The organism is Lactococcus sp. S47, from assembly GCF_016517475.1.
Classification (GTDB): Bacteria; Bacillota; Bacilli; order Lactobacillales; family Streptococcaceae; genus Lactococcus; species Lactococcus lactis.
This window is the reverse complement of the sequence record NZ_JACVUB010000009.1, coordinates 12,637-30,438: the sequence shown is the minus strand read 5'-3', so window position 1 is coordinate 30,438 and position 17,802 is coordinate 12,637. Positions and strand designations below refer to the sequence as shown.

Genomic DNA, 17,802 nt, shown 5'->3' with positions numbered 1-17,802 from the left:
TATCCACTTATTTTTGTGAAAGAGAAATTATGCCGAATATTATTAGAAAACTTGTCGAAAACGATAAAAAAGAGCTCAAAAAACTCAATAGAATGGCGCTTCAAGTTGAAAGTTTCGCTGATGAAATGGAACATTTGACTGATGAGCAATTGAAAGCCAAAACACCCGAATTAAAAGAACGTATTGCAAAAGGAGAAAGTCTTGATGATCTTCTCTATGAAGCATTTGCTGTCTGTCGTGAAGCAGCCCGCCGTGTGCTTGGCTTATACCCTTTCCACGTTCAAATTATGGGTGGGATTGTCTTACATAATGGTGACGTTCCCGAAATGCGTACTGGTGAAGGTAAAACTTTAACTGCGACAATGCCAGTTTATCTTAACGCTTTGTCAGGTAAAGGCGTTCACGTTGTTACTGTCAATGAATATTTGGCAACACGTGATATGACTGAAATGGGTGAACTTTACAGCTGGCTTGGATTGACTGTTGGTTTGAACTTGAATTCAAAATCACCAGAAGAAAAACGTGAAGCTTACAACTGTGACATCACTTATTCAACATCAGCTGAGCTTGGCTTTGATTATCTTCGTGATAACATGGTGACACGTGCCGAAGATATGGTTCAAAAGCCATTGAACTATGCTCTTGTTGATGAAGTTGACTCAATCTTGGTCGATGAAGCCAGAACACCTTTGATTATTTCTGGACAAGCTGAAAGTTCATCAGCACTTTACTATCGTGCTGACCAATTTACTAAGACATTAAAAGGTCAAAACTTGAATGTTGCTACTTCTGAATATGAAGAAGGCGACGATTACAAGATTGATTTACAATCAAAAACAATTTCCTTAACTGAAGAAGGAATTGATAAGGCCGAAAAATTCTTCCAAATCGAAAATCTTTATGATATGGAAAATGTTGCCTTAACTCACTTTGTAGATAATGCTTTACGTGCCAACTTTATCATGCTTCACGACATCGACTATATGGTTGATGAAAACCAAGAAGTTTTGATTATTGACCAATTTACTGGACGTACGATGCCTGGACGTCGCTATTCTGATGGTCTTCACCAAGCAATTGAAGCTAAAGAAGCTGTGCCAATTCAAGATGAATCAAAAACAATGGCTTCAATTACGATTCAAAACTACTTCCGGATGTATAAAAAACTGTCAGGGATGACAGGGACTGCTAAAACCGAAGAAGAAGAATTCCGTGAGATTTATAACATTCAAATCACACCAATTCCAACCAACCGTCCTGTTCAACGTTTAGATCATCCAGATTTACTTTACCCAACTTTGGAAGCTAAATTTAAAGCAGTTATTGATGATATTAAACGTCGTCATGCTGAAGGTCAACCAATATTGATTGGTACTGTTGCTGTCGAAACTTCCGAATTGATTTCTAAGAAATTGGTTGAAGCAAAAATTCCTCACGAAGTTTTGAATGCGAAAAATCACTTCCGTGAAGCACAAATCATCATGAATGCGGGTCAACAAGGAGCAGTAACGATTGCGACCAACATGGCCGGTCGTGGGACTGATATCAAGCTTGGGCCTGGTGTAATTGATCATGTAGACCCTGAATTCCGAGGTCTTGCTGTTATTGGTACTGAGCGTCATGAATCTCGTCGTATTGATAATCAATTACGTGGTCGTTCTGGACGTCAAGGTGACCCAGGGGTTTCACAATTCTATCTTTCTCTTGAAGATGAATTAATGAAACGTTTTGGTTCGGAACGTGTTTCAGCTTTCCTAGATAGAATGCGTATTTCTGGTGAAGATGCTGTCATCAAATCTGGCTTGATTACTCGTCAGATTGAAAGTTCACAAAAACGTGTCGAAGGAAATAACTACGATTCTCGTAAACAAGTCTTGCAATATGATGATGTCATCCGTGAGCAACGTGAAGTTATTTATGCGCAACGTCAGGAAGTTATCTTGGCTACAGAAGATATGACTCCTGTTTTGATGGGCATGTTCAAGCGAACAATTGATCGTCAAGTGGATGGTCATGAACTTGCAGGAAGTCTTAAAGATGAAGAAAATGTCAAAAATCTCTTGCAAACATTGCACAATACAATGTTGCCAGAAGATGGCATTGAATTGTCTGAACTGACAGGCTTGTCAGTACAAGCAATGAAAGATTTGATTTTTGATAAAGTCAAAGCTCGTTATGCTTCACAAATGGAAAAATTATCTGACCCAGAACGTCAGTTGGAATTCCAACGTGCAGTTATCTTACGAGTTGTTGATAATAACTGGTCGGAACATATTGATGCGCTTGACCAAATGCGTCAATCAGTAGGACTTCGTGGTTATGCCCAAAATAACCCTATTGTTGAATATCAAGAAGAATCATATAAAATGTACAATAATATGATTGGTGCGATTGAATTTGAAGTGACTCGTTTGATGATGAAAGCTCAAATTCAACCACAAACGGCAATCCGTCAGGAAGCGCCAAGAATGACAACCACAGCTTCACAAGAAAATATTACAAATGTTGATACTGAACATTCTGTTAGTGAAGAAATTTCATTTGAAAATGTTGGTCGTAACGACCTTTGTCCTTGTGGTTCTGGTAAGAAGTTTAAAAATTGTCACGGACGTACACATATTGCCTAAAAGGCCAATTAATTTACTGACAGCTCTGTCAGTAAATTTTTTTATATTAATGGACGCAAATAAGTATAGAATTAAATAAATTTTTGATACAATAGATAAAATAACAAAGCGAAATACGAGGAATTGGAATGAGTTTTAAAGAAATAAGTCCTAAGATAAATATTGATGCAATTAAGATGTTGGGACATCTCAACAGTGAGCAACAAGAAAAAAAATTGCAACGGGATAAAGAACTTGAAGCAATTATAAAAGGTGAAGATGACCGTTTACTCTTGATTATTGGGCCATGTTCGTCAGACAATGAAGAAGCAGTTTTAGAATATGCTCGCCGTTTAGCTAAACTTCAAGAAACAGTTAAAGATAAAATTTTTATGGTCATGCGTGTCTATACTGCAAAACCTCGTACAAATGGCGATGGCTATAAAGGATTGATTCACGAACCAGATGCTGACGGTCATACTGATTTAATCAATGGAATCAAAATGGTTCGTGACTTACATTACAAGGTCATCACTGAAACTGGTTTGACAACTGCTGATGAAATGCTTTACCCAGAAAATCTTCCAATGGTAGATGATTTGGTCAGCTACCATGCGATTGGTGCACGTTCTGTTGAAAATCAACAACACCGTTTTGTTGCTTCTGGGATTGATGTGCCAACTGGTTTGAAAAATCCAACATCAGGAAATTTGAAAGTGATGTTTAATGGAATTTACGCGGCTCAACAATCACAAGATTTCCTCTTTGGTCGTGCAGAAGTTCAAACATCAGGAAATCCTTTAGCACATGCGATTTTGCGTGGTGGACAAGATGAAAATGGAAAATACCATCCAAACTACTACACTGATAACTTACTTGATACAATTGAAATTTATGAAAAAATGGGCTTGAAAAATCCTTTTATTGTCATTGATACAAACCATGATAACTCTGGTAAGAAATTTATGGAACAAATCCGTATTGTTCGTCAAACCTTAGTTAATCGTGACTGGGATGATAAAATTCGCCAAAATGTTCGTGGCTTCATGATTGAATCTTACCTAGAAGATGGTCGCCAAGATAAACCAGAAGTATTTGGTAAATCAATTACTGACCCATGTTTAGGTTGGGATAAAACAGAAGCACTTGTTCAAGAAATTTACGAAGCTGAAAACAAAAATAACTAAAAATGAAAGCTGTCAGAACTGACAGCTTTTTTTCAGCTCATTTTCTTCAGGAAAATAATATAAAAAATACTTATTTGATGATAAAAGAAATCAAAGTCTAGCAACCATTCAAAAGCAGCCATGAAAAAAATAATGAAAAATTAACAGCAGATATTGCAAACCCTTTCGTTTTGTGGTACAATTTCAAGAGTGATAGATATTTTAGATATCATCAATAAAAATGAAAAAACATCTAAGGAGAACCATAAAAATGGCATCTAAAGAATTCCACATCGTTGCAGAAACTGGTATCCATGCACGTCCAGCTACATTGCTTGTGCAAACAGCTTCAAAATTCACATCAGAAATCACTTTGGAATACAAAGGTAAATCAGTAAACCTTAAATCAATCATGGGTGTTATGTCACTCGGTGTTGGTCAAGGCGCTGACGTTACTATTTCAGCTGAAGGTGCAGATGCTGACGATGCAATCTCAACAATCGCTGAAACAATGACTAAAGAAGGACTCGCAGAATAATCATGACAACTATGCTTAAAGGTATCGCCGCATCATCAGGTGTAGCAGTAGCTAAGGCATACTTGCTTGTCCAACCAGATTTGTCTTTTGAAACAAAGACAATTGCTGATACAGCTAATGAAGAAGCTCGCCTTGATGCAGCACTTGCTACATCTCAAAGCGAGCTTCAACTTATTAAGGACAAAGCAGTAACAACCCTTGGTGAAGAAGCAGCATCTGTATTTGACGCTCATATGATGGTCCTCGCTGACCCAGATATGACTGCTCAAATTAAAGCAGTAATCAACGACAAAAAAGTTAACGCTGAATCAGCCCTCAAAGAAGTAACTGATATGTTTATCGGTATCTTTGAAGGGATGACTGATAATGCTTATATGCAAGAACGTGCAGCTGATATTAAAGACGTTACAAAACGTGTTTTGGCTCACCTTCTTGGTGTTAAATTGCCAAGTCCAGCGCTTATCGATGAAGAAGTAATCATCGTAGCAGAAGACTTGACACCATCTGATACAGCTCAATTGGACAAGAAATTCGTTAAAGCCTTTGTTACTAACATTGGTGGACGTACTTCTCACTCTGCAATTATGGCTCGTACTTTGGAAATTCCTGCTGTTCTTGGAACAAATAATATTACTGAACTTGTTTCTGAAGGTCAACTTTTGGCTGTTTCAGGATTGACTGGTGAAGTAATTCTTGATCCATCTACTGAACAACAAAGCGAATTCCACAAAGCTGGTGAAGCTTATGCTGCTCAAAAAGCAGAATGGGCTGCTCTTAAAGACGCTGAAACTGTTACAGCTGACGGACGTCATTATGAGCTTGCTGCTAATATCGGAACACCTAAAGACGTTGAAGGTGTTAACGATAACGGTGCTGAAGCAATTGGTCTTTATCGTACAGAATTCTTGTACATGGATGCACAAGATTTCCCTACAGAAGATGACCAATACGAAGCATATAAAGCTGTACTTGAAGGAATGAACGGTAAACCAGTTGTTGTCCGTACAATGGACATCGGTGGTGACAAAACATTGCCTTACTTTGATCTTCCTAAAGAAATGAACCCATTCCTCGGATGGCGTGCACTTCGTATCAGCCTTTCAACAGCTGGTGACGGAATGTTCCGTACACAATTGCGTGCACTCTTGCGTGCTTCTGTACACGGACAACTTCGTATCATGTTCCCAATGGTTGCTCTCGTAACTGAGTTCCGTGCAGCTAAGAAGATTTATGACGAAGAAAAAGCAAAATTGATTGCTGAAGGTGTTCCAGTTGCAGATGGTATCGAAGTAGGTATCATGATTGAAATTCCAGCAGCAGCAATGCTTGCAGACCAATTTGCTAAGGAAGTTGATTTCTTCTCAATTGGTACAAACGACCTCATCCAATATACAATGGCTGCAGACCGTATGAATGAACAAGTTTCTTACCTTTACCAACCTTACAATCCATCAATCCTTCGTTTGATTAACAATGTAATCAAAGCAGCTCACGCTGAAGGTAAATGGGCTGGTATGTGTGGTGAAATGGCCGGCGACCAAACTGCTGTACCATTGCTTATGGGTATGGGGCTTGACGAATTCTCTATGTCAGCAACATCAGTACTCCAAACTCGTTCACTTATGAAACGTTTGGATTCTAAGAAAATGGAAGAATTGTCTAGCAAAGCTTTGAGCGAATGTGCAACAATGGAAGAAGTTATTGCCCTCGTTGAAGAATACACTAAATAATCTTTTCAATTGATTTGAATAAATGAATCCTGTCAGTTCTGACAGGATTTTTTGTAATCTATTTATCAACAACAAATTTACTGACAGAAAAACTTATCCACGTGGATAAGTTTTTTGTATTATTTTAATGTTAAAACGTACAATAATGATAAGTGGAGAGAAATGGCAAAATTAAATTTTTTTGATTACTGGTTAGTTGGAGAGGAAGGTTACAGTCTCATTTTGATATTGATTTTACCTAGCCAAATTAATATTAATTTCTGGCTTGTTTTGACGAGTAAGCAAACTAGCGGTTCAGTTTTTAATATTATTGTCCTACCAATTTTGATGGCCTTGCCTAATCTAATTCAACGGGTGATGACCTCAAATTCTATTTATTGGACTAAACAAAAATATATTATTCTGATATTGAATTGTATTTTACTTTCAGTGACAACTTTTTGGTTGCTAACATTGCCTTTTGGTCAGTAAAAAAGTTACTGACAAAAAATCTGTCAGTAACTCATACATGCTTAAAATGGTAATCCTTTAGTGAATTTTCCAAGTTTTTGTTCAGTAACTTTTTCGATTTGGCTTAGCGCATCATTAACAGCATCAGTAACCATATCTTGTAAAGTTTCAGGATCTTCAGGATCAATCACATCAGGTTTGATGTCGAGAGATTTCAAAGTGCGGTCACCTGAAAATTCAACAGTTACAAGGTCTTGAGCAGATTTACCAACAAAAGTTGTATTGGCAATTTCTTCTTGTGAAACTTGCATTTGCTTTTGAAGTTTTTGTGCTTGTTTCATCATTGATTGCATATTCATCATGGAAATATTACCTCTTTTAGAAATTTTGTTGAAAGCCTTTCAACACCTCTCTATTTTACCATAAAAAAAGATAATAAAAAAATAGGAAAATAAAGGAGAGGCAAATGAAACGTATGTAAAGTCACTTTTTATTTACTGACAGAAGTAGAAAGGTTTGAGGAGCGTTCTGTCAGTAAAAAATGAGACAAAAAAACTCAGCCTTAGCTGAGTTTTATTAGTGCGGTGGGCGGGACTTGAACCCGCACCAAGAAAATTCCCGACAGGATCCTTAATCCTGCGCGTCTGCCAATTCCGCCACCACCGCGAAAACAGTACCTAAATATAATACCATTTTCATTGTTCTCTGTCAAGAATTAACTCGTAATTTACTGACAAGATTCATAGTAAATTATGGATTATAAGCTTTCATAAATTTTGAAATTGTTTGGCGGTAAAGTTCAGGATTTGTTTCAAATGATTTGGCGTGAGCAGCCCGTTTGATAACCAATAATTCTTTTGGCGTTCCTTTTTTGACAGCTTTATAATTTTCGTAAACCATCGAAGTAGGGACATAAGTATCATTACTTCCATGAATCAATAGAATAGGAAGTTTATCTTTTGTCAGTGCTTTTGTAGCACTAGCTTCTTGGAAAAACCAACCTTGTCGCAATTTACTTTCAAGAGAAACACTATAAACGAGTGGGAAAGGTGGAATATTATAACTTTCTTTTGCTTGATAAGTAATTTCATCCCAAGCGTTGGTATATCCACAATCTTCAATAATATTTTTTACTGACGAAGGCAAAGATTTTTCGCTGGAAGCCATCATTACTGTAGAAGCTCCCATGGACAGTCCATAAAGACTGATTTGACTCTCAGGATTCTTGTCAGTTAAATAGTTAGCCCAAGCAATGACATCAAATTTGTCATGATAACCAAAAGTGATGAATTTGCCTTCCGACTGACCGGCCCCACGATTATCTGGCATGAGCACATTATAACCTAATTCATGAAAAAGTTGACCATACTGACGCATAGCCGACTTATCTTGGCGAAAACCATGTACCACGATTACTGTATTATTAGTTTTGTGCTCGGCTGGAACATACCATGCATCAAGTTTCAGACCATCATTTTTAATTGACTCAGTACTTTTTGATAATTTATCGAATTTTTGTACTAAAGAATAATTAGGACTGCTACTTTTGACCTGACCAATCTGTTGATTATTTCGAACACAGGCAATTTGATAAAAATATAAAGTTGCTCCTAAATTAATAACTAAAAGAAGAGCAAAAAGGCCAATTATTACACGCCAGATTTGTTTTTTTCTAAATTTTTTCATGAATTTTATTATACATGAAATTCAATATAAAACCAAAATTAAAAGATTCTCTGTTTTAATAATAGATTTAATCATTCAACTCTAAAAAATAAATTTAGCTTTTTTAATAAAAGTGTGATAGAATGAAGAAAATAGAATAAATACTCCACCGGGAGTTAAATCGTACGAACGATTATTTGCATTTCAGTAGGTCTGAGAAGAAATGTAGATGGTCGTTCTTTTTTTAGCTGAGGAGGCAAAAATGACTTGGATTTATTTACTTATAGCGGGAACATTTGAAGTGGCTTGGGCAACAACAATGAAGTTGAGCCACGGCTTTTCAAATTTGAAGTTTACACTACTGACAATCATCGGAATGATTGCTAGCTTTGGTTTTCTTGCGCTAGCTCTAAAAAAATTACCTTTAGGGATTGCTTACCCAATTTGGACGGGGATCGGAGCCGTTGGCTCAATCTTAATCGGACTTATTCTATTCAAAGATAAAGTCCCACCATTAACTTGGCTTTTCATTGCCTGTTTAGTCGTGGGTATTATTGGAATAAAAGTAACAAGCGGTCACTAAAGATGATACAGTCTTTTAATTTTTTAGTATATAGATTTCATGATATAATAAGAGAATTGGTAAAAAATAAAAGAAATAGCAATAGAATAATCTATTTGCTATTTTTAATGAGGAGGAAAAAATGAAAAACAAAAAAAGCATGATGAATTTAGCAATTTCTAATCTCTTTTTAGTATTTTTGGGTGCAGGTTTAGTCATTCCTGTTTTGCCAACCCTTAAAGAACAAATGCACTTTTCAGGAACAACAATGGGAATGATGATTTCTATTTTTGCAATTGCTCAATTGGTTGCTTCACCAGTCGCTGGTGCTTTATCTGATAAAATTGGGCGCAAAAAACTCATTGCCATTGGAATGATTATTTTTTCTTTTTCTGAACTTTTATTTGGTTTAGCACAAGCGAAAACAGGTTTTTATATTTCGCGAGCGCTAGGGGGTGTCGCAGCTGCGATGCTCATGCCTTCAGTTACTGCTTATGTGGCTGATATGACCACAATTGCTGAACGTCCTAAAGCGATGGGACTTGTTTCAGCAGCAATCAGTGGTGGCTTTATTATTGGTCCTGGAGTGGGTGGTTTTATTGCCCATTTTGGAATACGTGTTCCTTTTTATGTTGCAGCAATTTTAGCTTTCCTTGGTTTTATTTTAACTATCACAATTTTAAGAGAACCAGAGCGCACAATTGAAAGTCATCAAGAAATCGAAAAAGTTTCATTTCTTGATATTCTCAAAAATCCATTATTTGGTTCACTCTTTATTATAATTTTGATTTCATCATTTGGTTTACAGGCCTTTGAGTCAATTTATAGTATCATGGCAAGTATTAACTTTGGTTTTAGTATGAGTGAAATTGCTTTGGTAATTACAGTGAGTGGAATTTTAGCCCTCTTTTTCCAACTTTTCTTATTTGATGCAATCGTCAATAAAATTGGTGAACTTGGCTTGATTCAATTAACTTTCTTTGCCAGTGCAATCTTCATTGCTGTTATTGCCTTTACAAAATCAAATTTAGTCGTTGCTCTTTCTACATTTGTTGTTTTTCTGGCCTTTGATTTATTTAGACCGGCTGTAACAACCTATCTTTCAAAGCATGCGGGCAATCGGCAAGGGGCAATTAATGGCTTGAACTCAGCCTTTACGAGTTTTGGAAATATTTTAGGGCCAATGGCCGCGGGTTATATGTTTGACCTTAACCATTTATTTCCATATTATATCTCTGCGATTATTCTACTGGGAACCGGATTTTTATCACTATTCTTAAACAGAAAAAATTTCAGTAAAATCTAAATAAAACTTTCAATTTTATTATATTTATAACTACTACCTTGCAAAAAGTGGTAGTTTTTTCATAAACAAAAATTTTTTTGAATAAAAAACCTCCTGATGTAATCTTATACATTCAGGAGGAAAAGGAGTAAGCATACTGGTTACTGGATATTCTATAATTTTTCTCAAATAGGATAGAAAAATCCATTTATAAAAGGAGTCAAAGGGATTTGAACCCTTGCGCCGTTATAAACGGTTCGACGGATTTCGAGTCCGCTGCATTACCACTCTGCCATGGCTCCACTCCCTTATTTAATTTCATTATATCATAGTTAATTCACTTCTTGAAATAATATGAACATAAAACGAAAAATAAAACGCATATTTATACAAAAATGTTGACAAATGAATAAATATGCTGTACAATTGCATTTATATTAATTTGAAAGAAGAAAATGATGGGAAACAAAAAAATTGTCTTGGCATATTCGGGTGGATTGGATACAAGTGTTGCTGTAAAATGGTTGACTGATAAAGGATTTGACGTCATTGCTGCCTGCATGGACGTTGGTGAAGGAAAAGACTTGAATTTTATTCATGATAAGGCGCTTCAAGTAGGGGCAGTGGAATCTGTTGTTTTGGATTGCAAGGAAGAATTCGCTAAAATATTTGTTGGAGCTGCACTCAAAGGAAATTTAATGTATGAAAATAAATATCCTTTAGTATCCGCTTTGAGTCGCCCTTTGATTGCTCAAAAATTAGTAGAAGTAGCCAAAGAAAAAGGGGCAACGGCTATTGCTCATGGTTGTACAGGAAAAGGAAATGACCAAGTGCGTTTTGAAGTAGCCATCCATTCTCTTGCGCCTGAGCTTGAAGTCATTGCTCCAGTTCGTGAGTGGCATTGGGCTCGCGAAGAAGAAATCGAATATGCCAATCAAAATGGTGTTCCTATTCCTGCTGATTTAGACAATCCCTACTCAATTGACATGAATTTATGGGGACGTGCGATTGAAGCTGGTGTTCTTGAAAATCCTTGGAATACTTGTCCAGAGGATGCTTTCTTTATGACTAATTCTGTGGAGGACGCTCCAAACGAAGCTGAATATATCGAGGTTGAGTTTAAAGAAGGATTACCAATCGCCTTAAATGGAAAAAGCTTAGAATTGCATGAAATCATTAAAGAAGTGAATATTATTGCAGGAAAACATGGAATTGGTCGGATTGACCATATTGAAAATCGCCTGGTTGGGATTAAATCCCGTGAATTTTATGAATGTCCTGCTGCCATTACTTTATTAAAAGCACATAAAGATTTGGAAGATTTAACTTTCGTTCGAGAACTTGCACATTTTAAACCAGTTCTTGAAAATGAATTAGCAAACTTGATTTACAATGGTTTGTGGTTCAATCCTGCTACTAAGGCTTTGATCGCTTATCTTGATGAAACTCAAAAAGTAGTTAACGGGATTGTAAAAATTAAATTATATAAAGGTTTAGCAACACCAGTGGGACGTAAATCAACTAATTCGCTTTACAGCGAAAAATTAGCAACATATACTGCTGCAGATGAGTTTGACCAAGCAGCGGCAGTTGGATTTATTAAATTGTGGGGTCTACCTACTCAAGTCAATGCTCAAGTAAATCTCAAATAATAGCTATAGGAAAATTTGGAAAGTAAGAGAATGGTAGAAAAACTTTGGGGAGGACGTTTTGAGGCGTCACTAGATAAACAAACGGAAGAATTTGGAGCATCAATTAAATTTGAGCAACGACTTGCTCCTTTTGATTTAAAAGGCTCATTAGCTCATGTAAAGATGTTGGGTGAAACAGGAATTATTACTACCGAGGAATCCCAAAAAATTGCCGAAGGTCTGAAAAAAGTAGAAGAAAAGCTTCTTAATGGCCAAATTGAATTCAAGATGGAAAATGAAGATATCCATATGAATATGGAATCTTATCTTCATCAAGAAATTGGTCCACTAGCTGGTAAATTGCATACGGCTCGCTCTAGAAATGATCAAGTGGCAACAGATATGCATCTATACCTCAAAAGTATCTTAGAGGCCGTTTTAGAAGCTTTAAAAGGGTTAAGAGAAACAATTGTAAAGCTCGCTGTAAACCAAATTGACACTATTATGCCTGGTTATACTCATTTACAACATGCACAACCGATTTCCTTTGGTCAACATCTAATGGCTTATTATCAAATGCTGACACGTGATTTTGAACGTTTTGAATTTAATGTTAAGCATACAGATATGAATCCTTTAGGAGCGGCAGCTCTAGCTGGGACAACGTTTCCGATTGATAGAATGTTGACGACAAAATTACTTGGTTTTGAGAAGGCTTATGATAATTCAATGGATGCGGTCAGTGACCGTGACTTTATTTTAGAATTTCTCTCAAATGCAAGTTTGTTAATGATGCACTTATCAAGATTTTGTGAGGAGCTTTTACTATGGTCTAGTCATGAATTCAAATTTGTCAGTCTGTCTGATGCATATTCTACGGGTTCTTCTATTATGCCACAGAAGAAGAATCCAGATATGGCAGAATTAATCAGAGGAAAAACAGGCCGCGTTTATGGAAATCTTACAGCTTTATTGACGGTGATGAAAGGTTTACCTTTAGCTTATAACAAAGATTTGCAAGAAGATAAAGAAGGAATGTTTGATAGTGCTGATACTATAATAACTTCTTTAACAGTTATGAATGGGATGTTGTCAACTTTAACTGTAAACCGTGTAAACATGGAAAAATCAACTGAACAAGATTTTTCTAATGCGACAGAGTTGGCCGATTACCTTGCAGCAAAGGGCCTTCCTTTTAGAAAAGCTCATGAATTAGTTGGTCTCTTAGTATTAGATTGTATAAAAAAAGGAATTTACCTCCAAGATGTAAATTTACAAGATTATCAAATGCTATCTCCATTAATCAATGAAGATGTTTATGAAGTTTTAAAATCAAGAACGGCAGTTTCAAGAAGAAATTCTCTAGGTGGTACAGGATTTGAATCAGTTAAAAAACAAATAGAAGAAGCAAAAAAAGAACTTCAAATTTGAAGTTCTTTTTTATAATTAGTTTTTTACAGCAAGTGATTTAGTATGTGTAAAGTAGTTTATTAAATTAAAGACAACCAGAATTGCTGAACCCACAAAGACATAACGATAGTCAATAAATCCAGCAATAGCTGAACCAAGTAAGGGACCTGCAAAAGCACCAATTGATTGAGCAGATTGATTATAAGAGAAAATTCGACCAGTAATAGCTTGAGGAGATTCTTTTGCTAAGATGGCTTGAACTGAAGGGAGAATTGCCGCATCAGAGACTCCGACAAGTAGTCTCATAACAATTAAAAACCAAACATTAGTTGTCATTGCTGTGATTGAGAAGACGATTAGTGAAAAGAAAAGTCCAAAACCAAGGATTTTTCTTTGACCAACTTTATCACCTAGACGACCTAAGAATGGAGCAGCCACTAATGTAACGATTCCTGGGGCAGCAGCGACAATTCCGGCCATGAAAGTAATGTTTCCTTGACCATGCATAAGTTCTTGTACATAGAGTGAAAGAACTGGATTAATCGATTGATTGGTCATTTGAGTAATGAGGGTTGCAAAAAACATGCCCCAAATAATGGCTGGGTGGGTAACAACTTCCCAAACTTGTTTATAGGAAAGCATGTTTTTCTTCTCAACGGGCTTAAATGTTTCTTTGACAAAAAATAAAGCAAGGAAAAAGACGAGAAACATAATGATTCCTGTGACGCTAAAAACGCGACGATAACCAGTTATATTAACAAGTATTCCGCCAATGATTGGACCGATAAGAGTTCCAGCAACAGATCCTGTTGTAAGGAGCGATAAGACGGCCCCTGATTTTTCCTTTGGTGCAGAACTGGCCATTAAGGCCATTGAATTAGAGACAAAACCAGAAAAGGCCCCAAGTAGCATGCGTAAAATAAGCAATTGCCAAGCAGCTGTAACAAAAGCCATTAATGAAATTGAAATTGCCATCCCAAGAGAAGCGCGTAAGAGCATCAATTTCCGACCTTTCTGGTCAGCTAATCTTCCCCAAAGGGGAGAAACGATTGCTAAAACAATAAAGGTGGATGAGAAGACCAAGCCTGACCAGATGTTTAATTCCGTTTTTGAGTAATGGCCAAGTGTACTGATGTAAAGTGATATAAAAGGGGCGATAAGACTTGAACCTATCCCCGTCATAAATGTCCCAAACCAAAGGACAATTAAATTTCGTTGCCATGATTCTTTCATGAATGAATGTCCTTCTTTCTTGATGTATTCATAATAATATTATAAAACTATTGTTCATAGTTTGTCAATGACGAATCATTGCTTGAAAAAGATTGAGAATAGTTTTATACTGATAGTAAGATAGTTTGAATCGACTATAAAAGTTCAAACTTCGAGTAAACTTTCGGCATCGAAAGTATTGAAAGGAATCCAATTATGGCAAGGATTGCATTGACTCGTGATAAAATCGTTCAAGCTACTATTGAACTAGCTGGTAAAATTGGTCTCTCTAATGTTAGTTTTCCGCGCTTAGCTGAGTATTTTGGAATTAAAGCTCCGTCACTTTATAATCATTTTAAAAATATGGAAGAAGTACGTGTGGCAACGGCAGTCTACCTCCAAAAAGAATTAAACTATGAACTAACTCATGCAATGGTGGGACTAACTCCTTTGGCAGCACTTAGGGCTTATGCTGAGAGTTATAAAAGATTCGCTGAAAAATATGAAGCAGTTTATGAACTGATTAATGTAATACACCAAACAAATAATGGGGAACTTGAATATTTGGCAAAAGAAAATATTCGTTTGGTTCGTCGAAGCTTGGAAAATTTTCATTTGTCAGAAGAAGAAAATTTTCATATCAGTCGGATGTTTCGCTCAACGCTTCATGGATTTATCACTTTAACACAATTAGGATATTTCCGTCAGTCTGGATCAATTTCTAAAGAAGAATCCTTTACTTACATGGTCGATCATCTGCTTAGTCGTCTAGATAATCCAGAAAATATTTAAAAATACCTTGTTAAATACATGGTATTTTTAAATGCTAAATGTAACTGATAATTCCTTCGTTCTATATAGAACGTTTTCAAGTGATATAGTGACTTTTTAGCAAGTTTATGATAAAATTAATACGATAATTTCTAAAATGGGAGAGAGTGGCTTGGCTATAAAAAAAACATATCGCGTTAAACGCTCAAAGGATTTTGACCAAATTTTTTCAGCGAAACATAGCTTTGCCAATAAAAAATTTGTGGTCTATAAATTAAACACAAATCAACCTCATTTTCGTGTAGGTCTATCAGTAAGCAAAAAGCTTGGTCATGCGGTTTTGCGTAATCGAATTAAACGTCTTTTACGCCATGCCATTGCTGAATTTAAGCCTTATTTGACAGATGAAGATTTTGTAATTATTGCACGTTCGGGTGTTGAAACACTCAGTTTTGAGGAAGTAAAGAAAAATCTAAAACACGTTTTGAAGTTGTCAAAAATCTATGTGGATGGAGAAAACGATTGAAAAAGAAATTTAGTTTGATCGCAATGGCAGGGGCGGCTCTTTTGTTGCTTACAGCTTGTGGAACAACAGCTGTGACAAGTAGTTCAACCAACCTTTGGGACCAAATTGTATATGGCTTTGCACAGGTTATTCGTTTCTTGTCATTTGGTGGTTTGACCGGAGTTGGTATTATTTTATTCACGATTGTTATTCGGGCAGCATTGCTTCCCTTGATGAATATCCAAATCAAATCTAGCCAACGTATGCAAGAAATTCAGCCAGAAATCAAAAAAATTCAGGCTAAATACCCAAGCAAAGATATGGAATCTCGTCGTTTGATGAACGAGGAAATTCAAAAACTTTATGCAGAAAATAAAGTCAACCCTTACATGGGTTGTTTACCACTAGTTGTTCAAATGCCAGTGCTATGGGCACTTTATCAAGCCTTGTCTCGTGTGGACTTTTTGAAACACGGAACTTTCCTATGGTTTGAAATTGGTGCTAAAGACCCTACTTTTATTTTGCCTATATTGGCTGCGGTCTTTACTTTCTTGAGTTCATACTTGATGATGAAATCTGCTCCAGAAAGAAATGCAATGACAACTTCAATGACTTATATCATGCCTATTTTCATCTTGATTATGGGGGTTAACTTTGCTGCTGGGATTGCACTCTACTGGGTAATCTCTAATGCTTTCCAAGTATTCCAAACAATGTTGTTGGCAAACCCATACAAAATTATTGCGGCGCGTGAAGCTAAGGTACAGGTCGAAAAAGACAAAATTAAAGCTCGCGAAAAAGCATTGAAGAAAGCAAGAAAAAAATAAAAAATACCATTGGCAGTTTTTATTTTAATTTGGAAGTTGTGCTAGAAATTGTCAATAGGCTTTATCATATGACAGGAGTAGTTTTATTATGGCTATTTTTACTGGTGAAACGGTCGAAGATGCAATCGAACGTGGCTTAAATCGCTTAAATGTTAAGCGTGAAAATGTTCATATTCATATTGAACAAAAAGAAAAAAAGGGTTTCTTAGGATTTGGAAAAAAACGGGCTCGGGTTAATATTGAGCCAATCCATGAAGAAACAGTGCGTAAAGCTGACCATTTAGCAGAACGTGGTGTGGATGATACAATTAATCTTGGTGTGCCTAAGTCACAATCTGCTATGGAAGCAACACTTGAATTAAGCCAAGTGGTTAAAGCTGTCCGTGCGGCTGAGAGAGAACAAAATGGTGAAATCACTGAAGAAGAGCGTAATGCGATTATTGAAGTGGCTAAAAAGACGGTTGTTCAAAATCGTCAAGGAACAGCAGACCTCTCTGATGTGGTTTCTGCTGTTAAAGAAGAAGTTGAAGCGAAGAAAGAAGTTTCAAACGAAGATGAAAAAATTGCTTCAAAAATTTCAAGCTATTTAACAACTATCACACAAGAAATGGGAATTGCAACGCGTGTTTCAGTTTCTCGTGACGGAAATTTAACAGTTTTCAATTTGACTTCTAATCATGATGCTTTGCTTATTGGCAAACATGGTAAAATTTTACAAAGTTTGCAAATTTTAGCAAAAGCTTACGCTAATAGTATTTTGAATACACGAATGAATATTGCTGTTAATGTGGGTGATTATCATGAAAAACGCAAAGCTTATATCGTAAGTCTTGCTCATCGTGCAGCTGAACGTGCGCGTGGCGGTGAAACTGTTTATATTAATGATTTACAGTCTAATGAACGTAAAATTGTTCACACTATTATTGGTCAGGAAAATGGTGTATCAAGTCATTCAGAAGGACAGGAATATAATCGCTATATTGTTGTGGCTAAAGAGATTTAGCCTTGACAAAAGACCTTTCATAGTGTAGAATTGTAAGGTATGCTTTTAATAGCAGTAAAAAGATGAAAGGAACACCGAAAAGGTGGAGCTACTTTCAACCAAAAGTGAAGTAGCCCAGGGACTTATATAAAATGAAACGTACTTACCAACCACACAAAAAATCTCGTAAGACTACTCACGGATTCCGTAGCCGTATGGCAACTAAAAACGGACGTCGTGTCCTTGCAGCTCGTCGTCGTAAAGGACGTGCTTCACTTACAGTTTAATTTGTAAATGAAATTGAAATCAGCTTATGGCTGATTTTTTTTATTTGATTATTCCTAAATAAGGCAGGAGTCGGCTGATGATTAAATATATTTTGTTAAACGGTTTCATTAATTGTGTTATAATGGTTTTATTAAATAATTAGTGAAATTTTTTCCTTTGTTGATTGAAGATAAG

17 protein-coding genes and 2 tRNA genes are annotated in these 17,802 nt (G+C 36.2%); 14 read left to right on the top strand and 5 right to left on the bottom strand.

Features of this window, described 5'->3' with window-relative positions; all coding sequences use genetic code 11:
* Window positions 1-29: 29 nt before the first annotated feature.
* The 5 genes from secA to IAE52_RS09550 all read left to right on the top strand — a co-directional run bounded on the left by secA (window position 30) and on the right by IAE52_RS09550 (window position 6,511).
* Window positions 30-2,627 carry a preprotein translocase subunit SecA gene (gene secA / locus IAE52_RS09570; protein ID WP_010905127.1) on the top strand — a complete coding sequence of 866 codons (2,598 nt, stop codon included), beginning with the start codon at window positions 30-32 and terminating at the stop codon, window positions 2,625-2,627.
* Between the two features lie 128 nt (window positions 2,628-2,755).
* Window positions 2,756-3,793: a 3-deoxy-7-phosphoheptulonate synthase gene (locus tag IAE52_RS09565; RefSeq protein ID WP_012896956.1), complete on the top strand. Its 1,038-nt coding sequence runs from the start codon at window positions 2,756-2,758 to the stop codon at window positions 3,791-3,793.
* A gap of 250 nt (window positions 3,794-4,043) precedes the next feature.
* The gene (locus IAE52_RS09560) at window positions 4,044-4,310 is read left to right on the top strand and encodes a phosphocarrier protein HPr (protein WP_003132292.1); all 267 of its coding nucleotides are present in this window, start codon (window positions 4,044-4,046) and stop codon (window positions 4,308-4,310) included.
* A gap of 2 nt (window positions 4,311-4,312) precedes the next feature.
* Window positions 4,313-6,040, top strand: coding sequence for a phosphoenolpyruvate--protein phosphotransferase (gene ptsP, locus IAE52_RS09555; RefSeq protein ID WP_010905129.1), 1,728 nt, complete (start codon window positions 4,313-4,315; stop codon window positions 6,038-6,040).
* A 162-nt stretch (window positions 6,041-6,202) separates the two neighbouring features.
* On the top strand, window positions 6,203-6,511 hold the full coding sequence (locus IAE52_RS09550; protein ID WP_033900257.1) for a hypothetical protein: 309 nt from the start codon (window positions 6,203-6,205) through the stop codon (window positions 6,509-6,511).
* A gap of 41 nt (window positions 6,512-6,552) precedes the next feature.
* Here IAE52_RS09550 and IAE52_RS09545 read toward each other — a convergent pair whose 3' ends face one another.
* The 3 genes from IAE52_RS09545 to IAE52_RS09535 form a co-directional block, all read right to left on the bottom strand.
* Window positions 6,553-6,852, bottom strand: coding sequence for a YbaB/EbfC family nucleoid-associated protein (locus tag IAE52_RS09545; RefSeq protein WP_010905131.1), 300 nt, complete (start codon window positions 6,850-6,852; stop codon window positions 6,553-6,555).
* Window positions 6,853-7,070: 218 nt separating this feature from the next.
* Window positions 7,071-7,156, bottom strand: a tRNA-Leu gene (locus IAE52_RS09540).
* Window positions 7,157-7,240: 84 nt separating this feature from the next.
* The gene (locus tag IAE52_RS09535; RefSeq protein WP_109990578.1) at window positions 7,241-8,176 is read right to left on the bottom strand and encodes an alpha/beta hydrolase; all 936 of its coding nucleotides are present in this window, start codon (window positions 8,174-8,176) and stop codon (window positions 7,241-7,243) included.
* Window positions 8,177-8,417: 241 nt separating this feature from the next.
* On the opposite strand from IAE52_RS09535, the gene IAE52_RS09530 reads away from it, so the two are divergent.
* Both IAE52_RS09530 and IAE52_RS09525 read left to right on the top strand, forming a co-directional pair.
* Window positions 8,418-8,738 (top strand): SugE family quaternary ammonium compound efflux SMR transporter, encoded by a 321-nt coding sequence (locus IAE52_RS09530; protein ID WP_021723289.1) that lies wholly within the window; start codon window positions 8,418-8,420, stop codon window positions 8,736-8,738.
* 121 nt (window positions 8,739-8,859) lie between these two features.
* Complete coding sequence (locus IAE52_RS09525; protein ID WP_014570341.1) at window positions 8,860-10,023, top strand: MFS transporter; 1,164 nt, start codon at window positions 8,860-8,862, stop codon at window positions 10,021-10,023.
* A gap of 194 nt (window positions 10,024-10,217) precedes the next feature.
* On the opposite strand, the gene IAE52_RS09520 is transcribed toward IAE52_RS09525, so the two are convergent.
* Window positions 10,218-10,304, bottom strand: a tRNA-Ser gene (locus tag IAE52_RS09520).
* Between the two features lie 156 nt (window positions 10,305-10,460).
* Here IAE52_RS09520 and IAE52_RS09515 point away from each other — a divergent pair.
* Together IAE52_RS09515 and argH are read left to right on the top strand one after the other, a co-directional pair.
* Window positions 10,461-11,654: an argininosuccinate synthase gene (locus IAE52_RS09515; protein ID WP_026138845.1), complete on the top strand. Its 1,194-nt coding sequence runs from the start codon at window positions 10,461-10,463 to the stop codon at window positions 11,652-11,654.
* A 30-nt stretch (window positions 11,655-11,684) separates the two neighbouring features.
* Complete coding sequence (gene argH, locus IAE52_RS09510) at window positions 11,685-13,064, top strand: argininosuccinate lyase (RefSeq protein WP_003131811.1); 1,380 nt, start codon at window positions 11,685-11,687, stop codon at window positions 13,062-13,064.
* Window positions 13,065-13,079: 15 nt separating this feature from the next.
* Here the strand turns inward: argH and IAE52_RS09505 are convergent, their stop codons facing one another.
* Window positions 13,080-14,276 (bottom strand): multidrug efflux MFS transporter, encoded by a 1,197-nt coding sequence (locus tag IAE52_RS09505; RefSeq protein WP_012896978.1) that lies wholly within the window; start codon window positions 14,274-14,276, stop codon window positions 13,080-13,082.
* A gap of 195 nt (window positions 14,277-14,471) precedes the next feature.
* On the opposite strand from IAE52_RS09505, the gene IAE52_RS09500 reads away from it, so the two are divergent.
* The 5 genes from IAE52_RS09500 (at window position 14,472) to rpmH (ending at window position 17,627) form a co-directional block, all read left to right on the top strand.
* The gene (locus IAE52_RS09500; RefSeq protein ID WP_003131814.1) at window positions 14,472-15,047 is read left to right on the top strand and encodes a TetR/AcrR family transcriptional regulator; all 576 of its coding nucleotides are present in this window, start codon (window positions 14,472-14,474) and stop codon (window positions 15,045-15,047) included.
* Window positions 15,048-15,183: 136 nt separating this feature from the next.
* On the top strand, window positions 15,184-15,552 hold the full coding sequence (rnpA, locus tag IAE52_RS09495) for a ribonuclease P protein component (RefSeq protein ID WP_003131815.1): 369 nt from the start codon (window positions 15,184-15,186) through the stop codon (window positions 15,550-15,552).
* Window positions 15,549-16,358 (top strand): YidC/Oxa1 family membrane protein insertase, encoded by an 810-nt coding sequence (locus IAE52_RS09490; protein ID WP_010905140.1) that lies wholly within the window; start codon window positions 15,549-15,551, stop codon window positions 16,356-16,358. Before rnpA ends, IAE52_RS09490 begins: the two co-directional genes overlap by 4 nt.
* An 88-nt stretch (window positions 16,359-16,446) precedes the next feature.
* The gene (gene jag, locus IAE52_RS09485; protein ID WP_003131817.1) at window positions 16,447-17,361 is read left to right on the top strand and encodes an RNA-binding cell elongation regulator Jag/EloR; all 915 of its coding nucleotides are present in this window, start codon (window positions 16,447-16,449) and stop codon (window positions 17,359-17,361) included.
* A 131-nt stretch (window positions 17,362-17,492) separates the two neighbouring features.
* Window positions 17,493-17,627 (top strand): 50S ribosomal protein L34, encoded by a 135-nt coding sequence (gene rpmH / locus IAE52_RS09480; protein WP_003131818.1) that lies wholly within the window; start codon window positions 17,493-17,495, stop codon window positions 17,625-17,627.
* Window positions 17,628-17,802 lie beyond the last annotated feature (175 nt).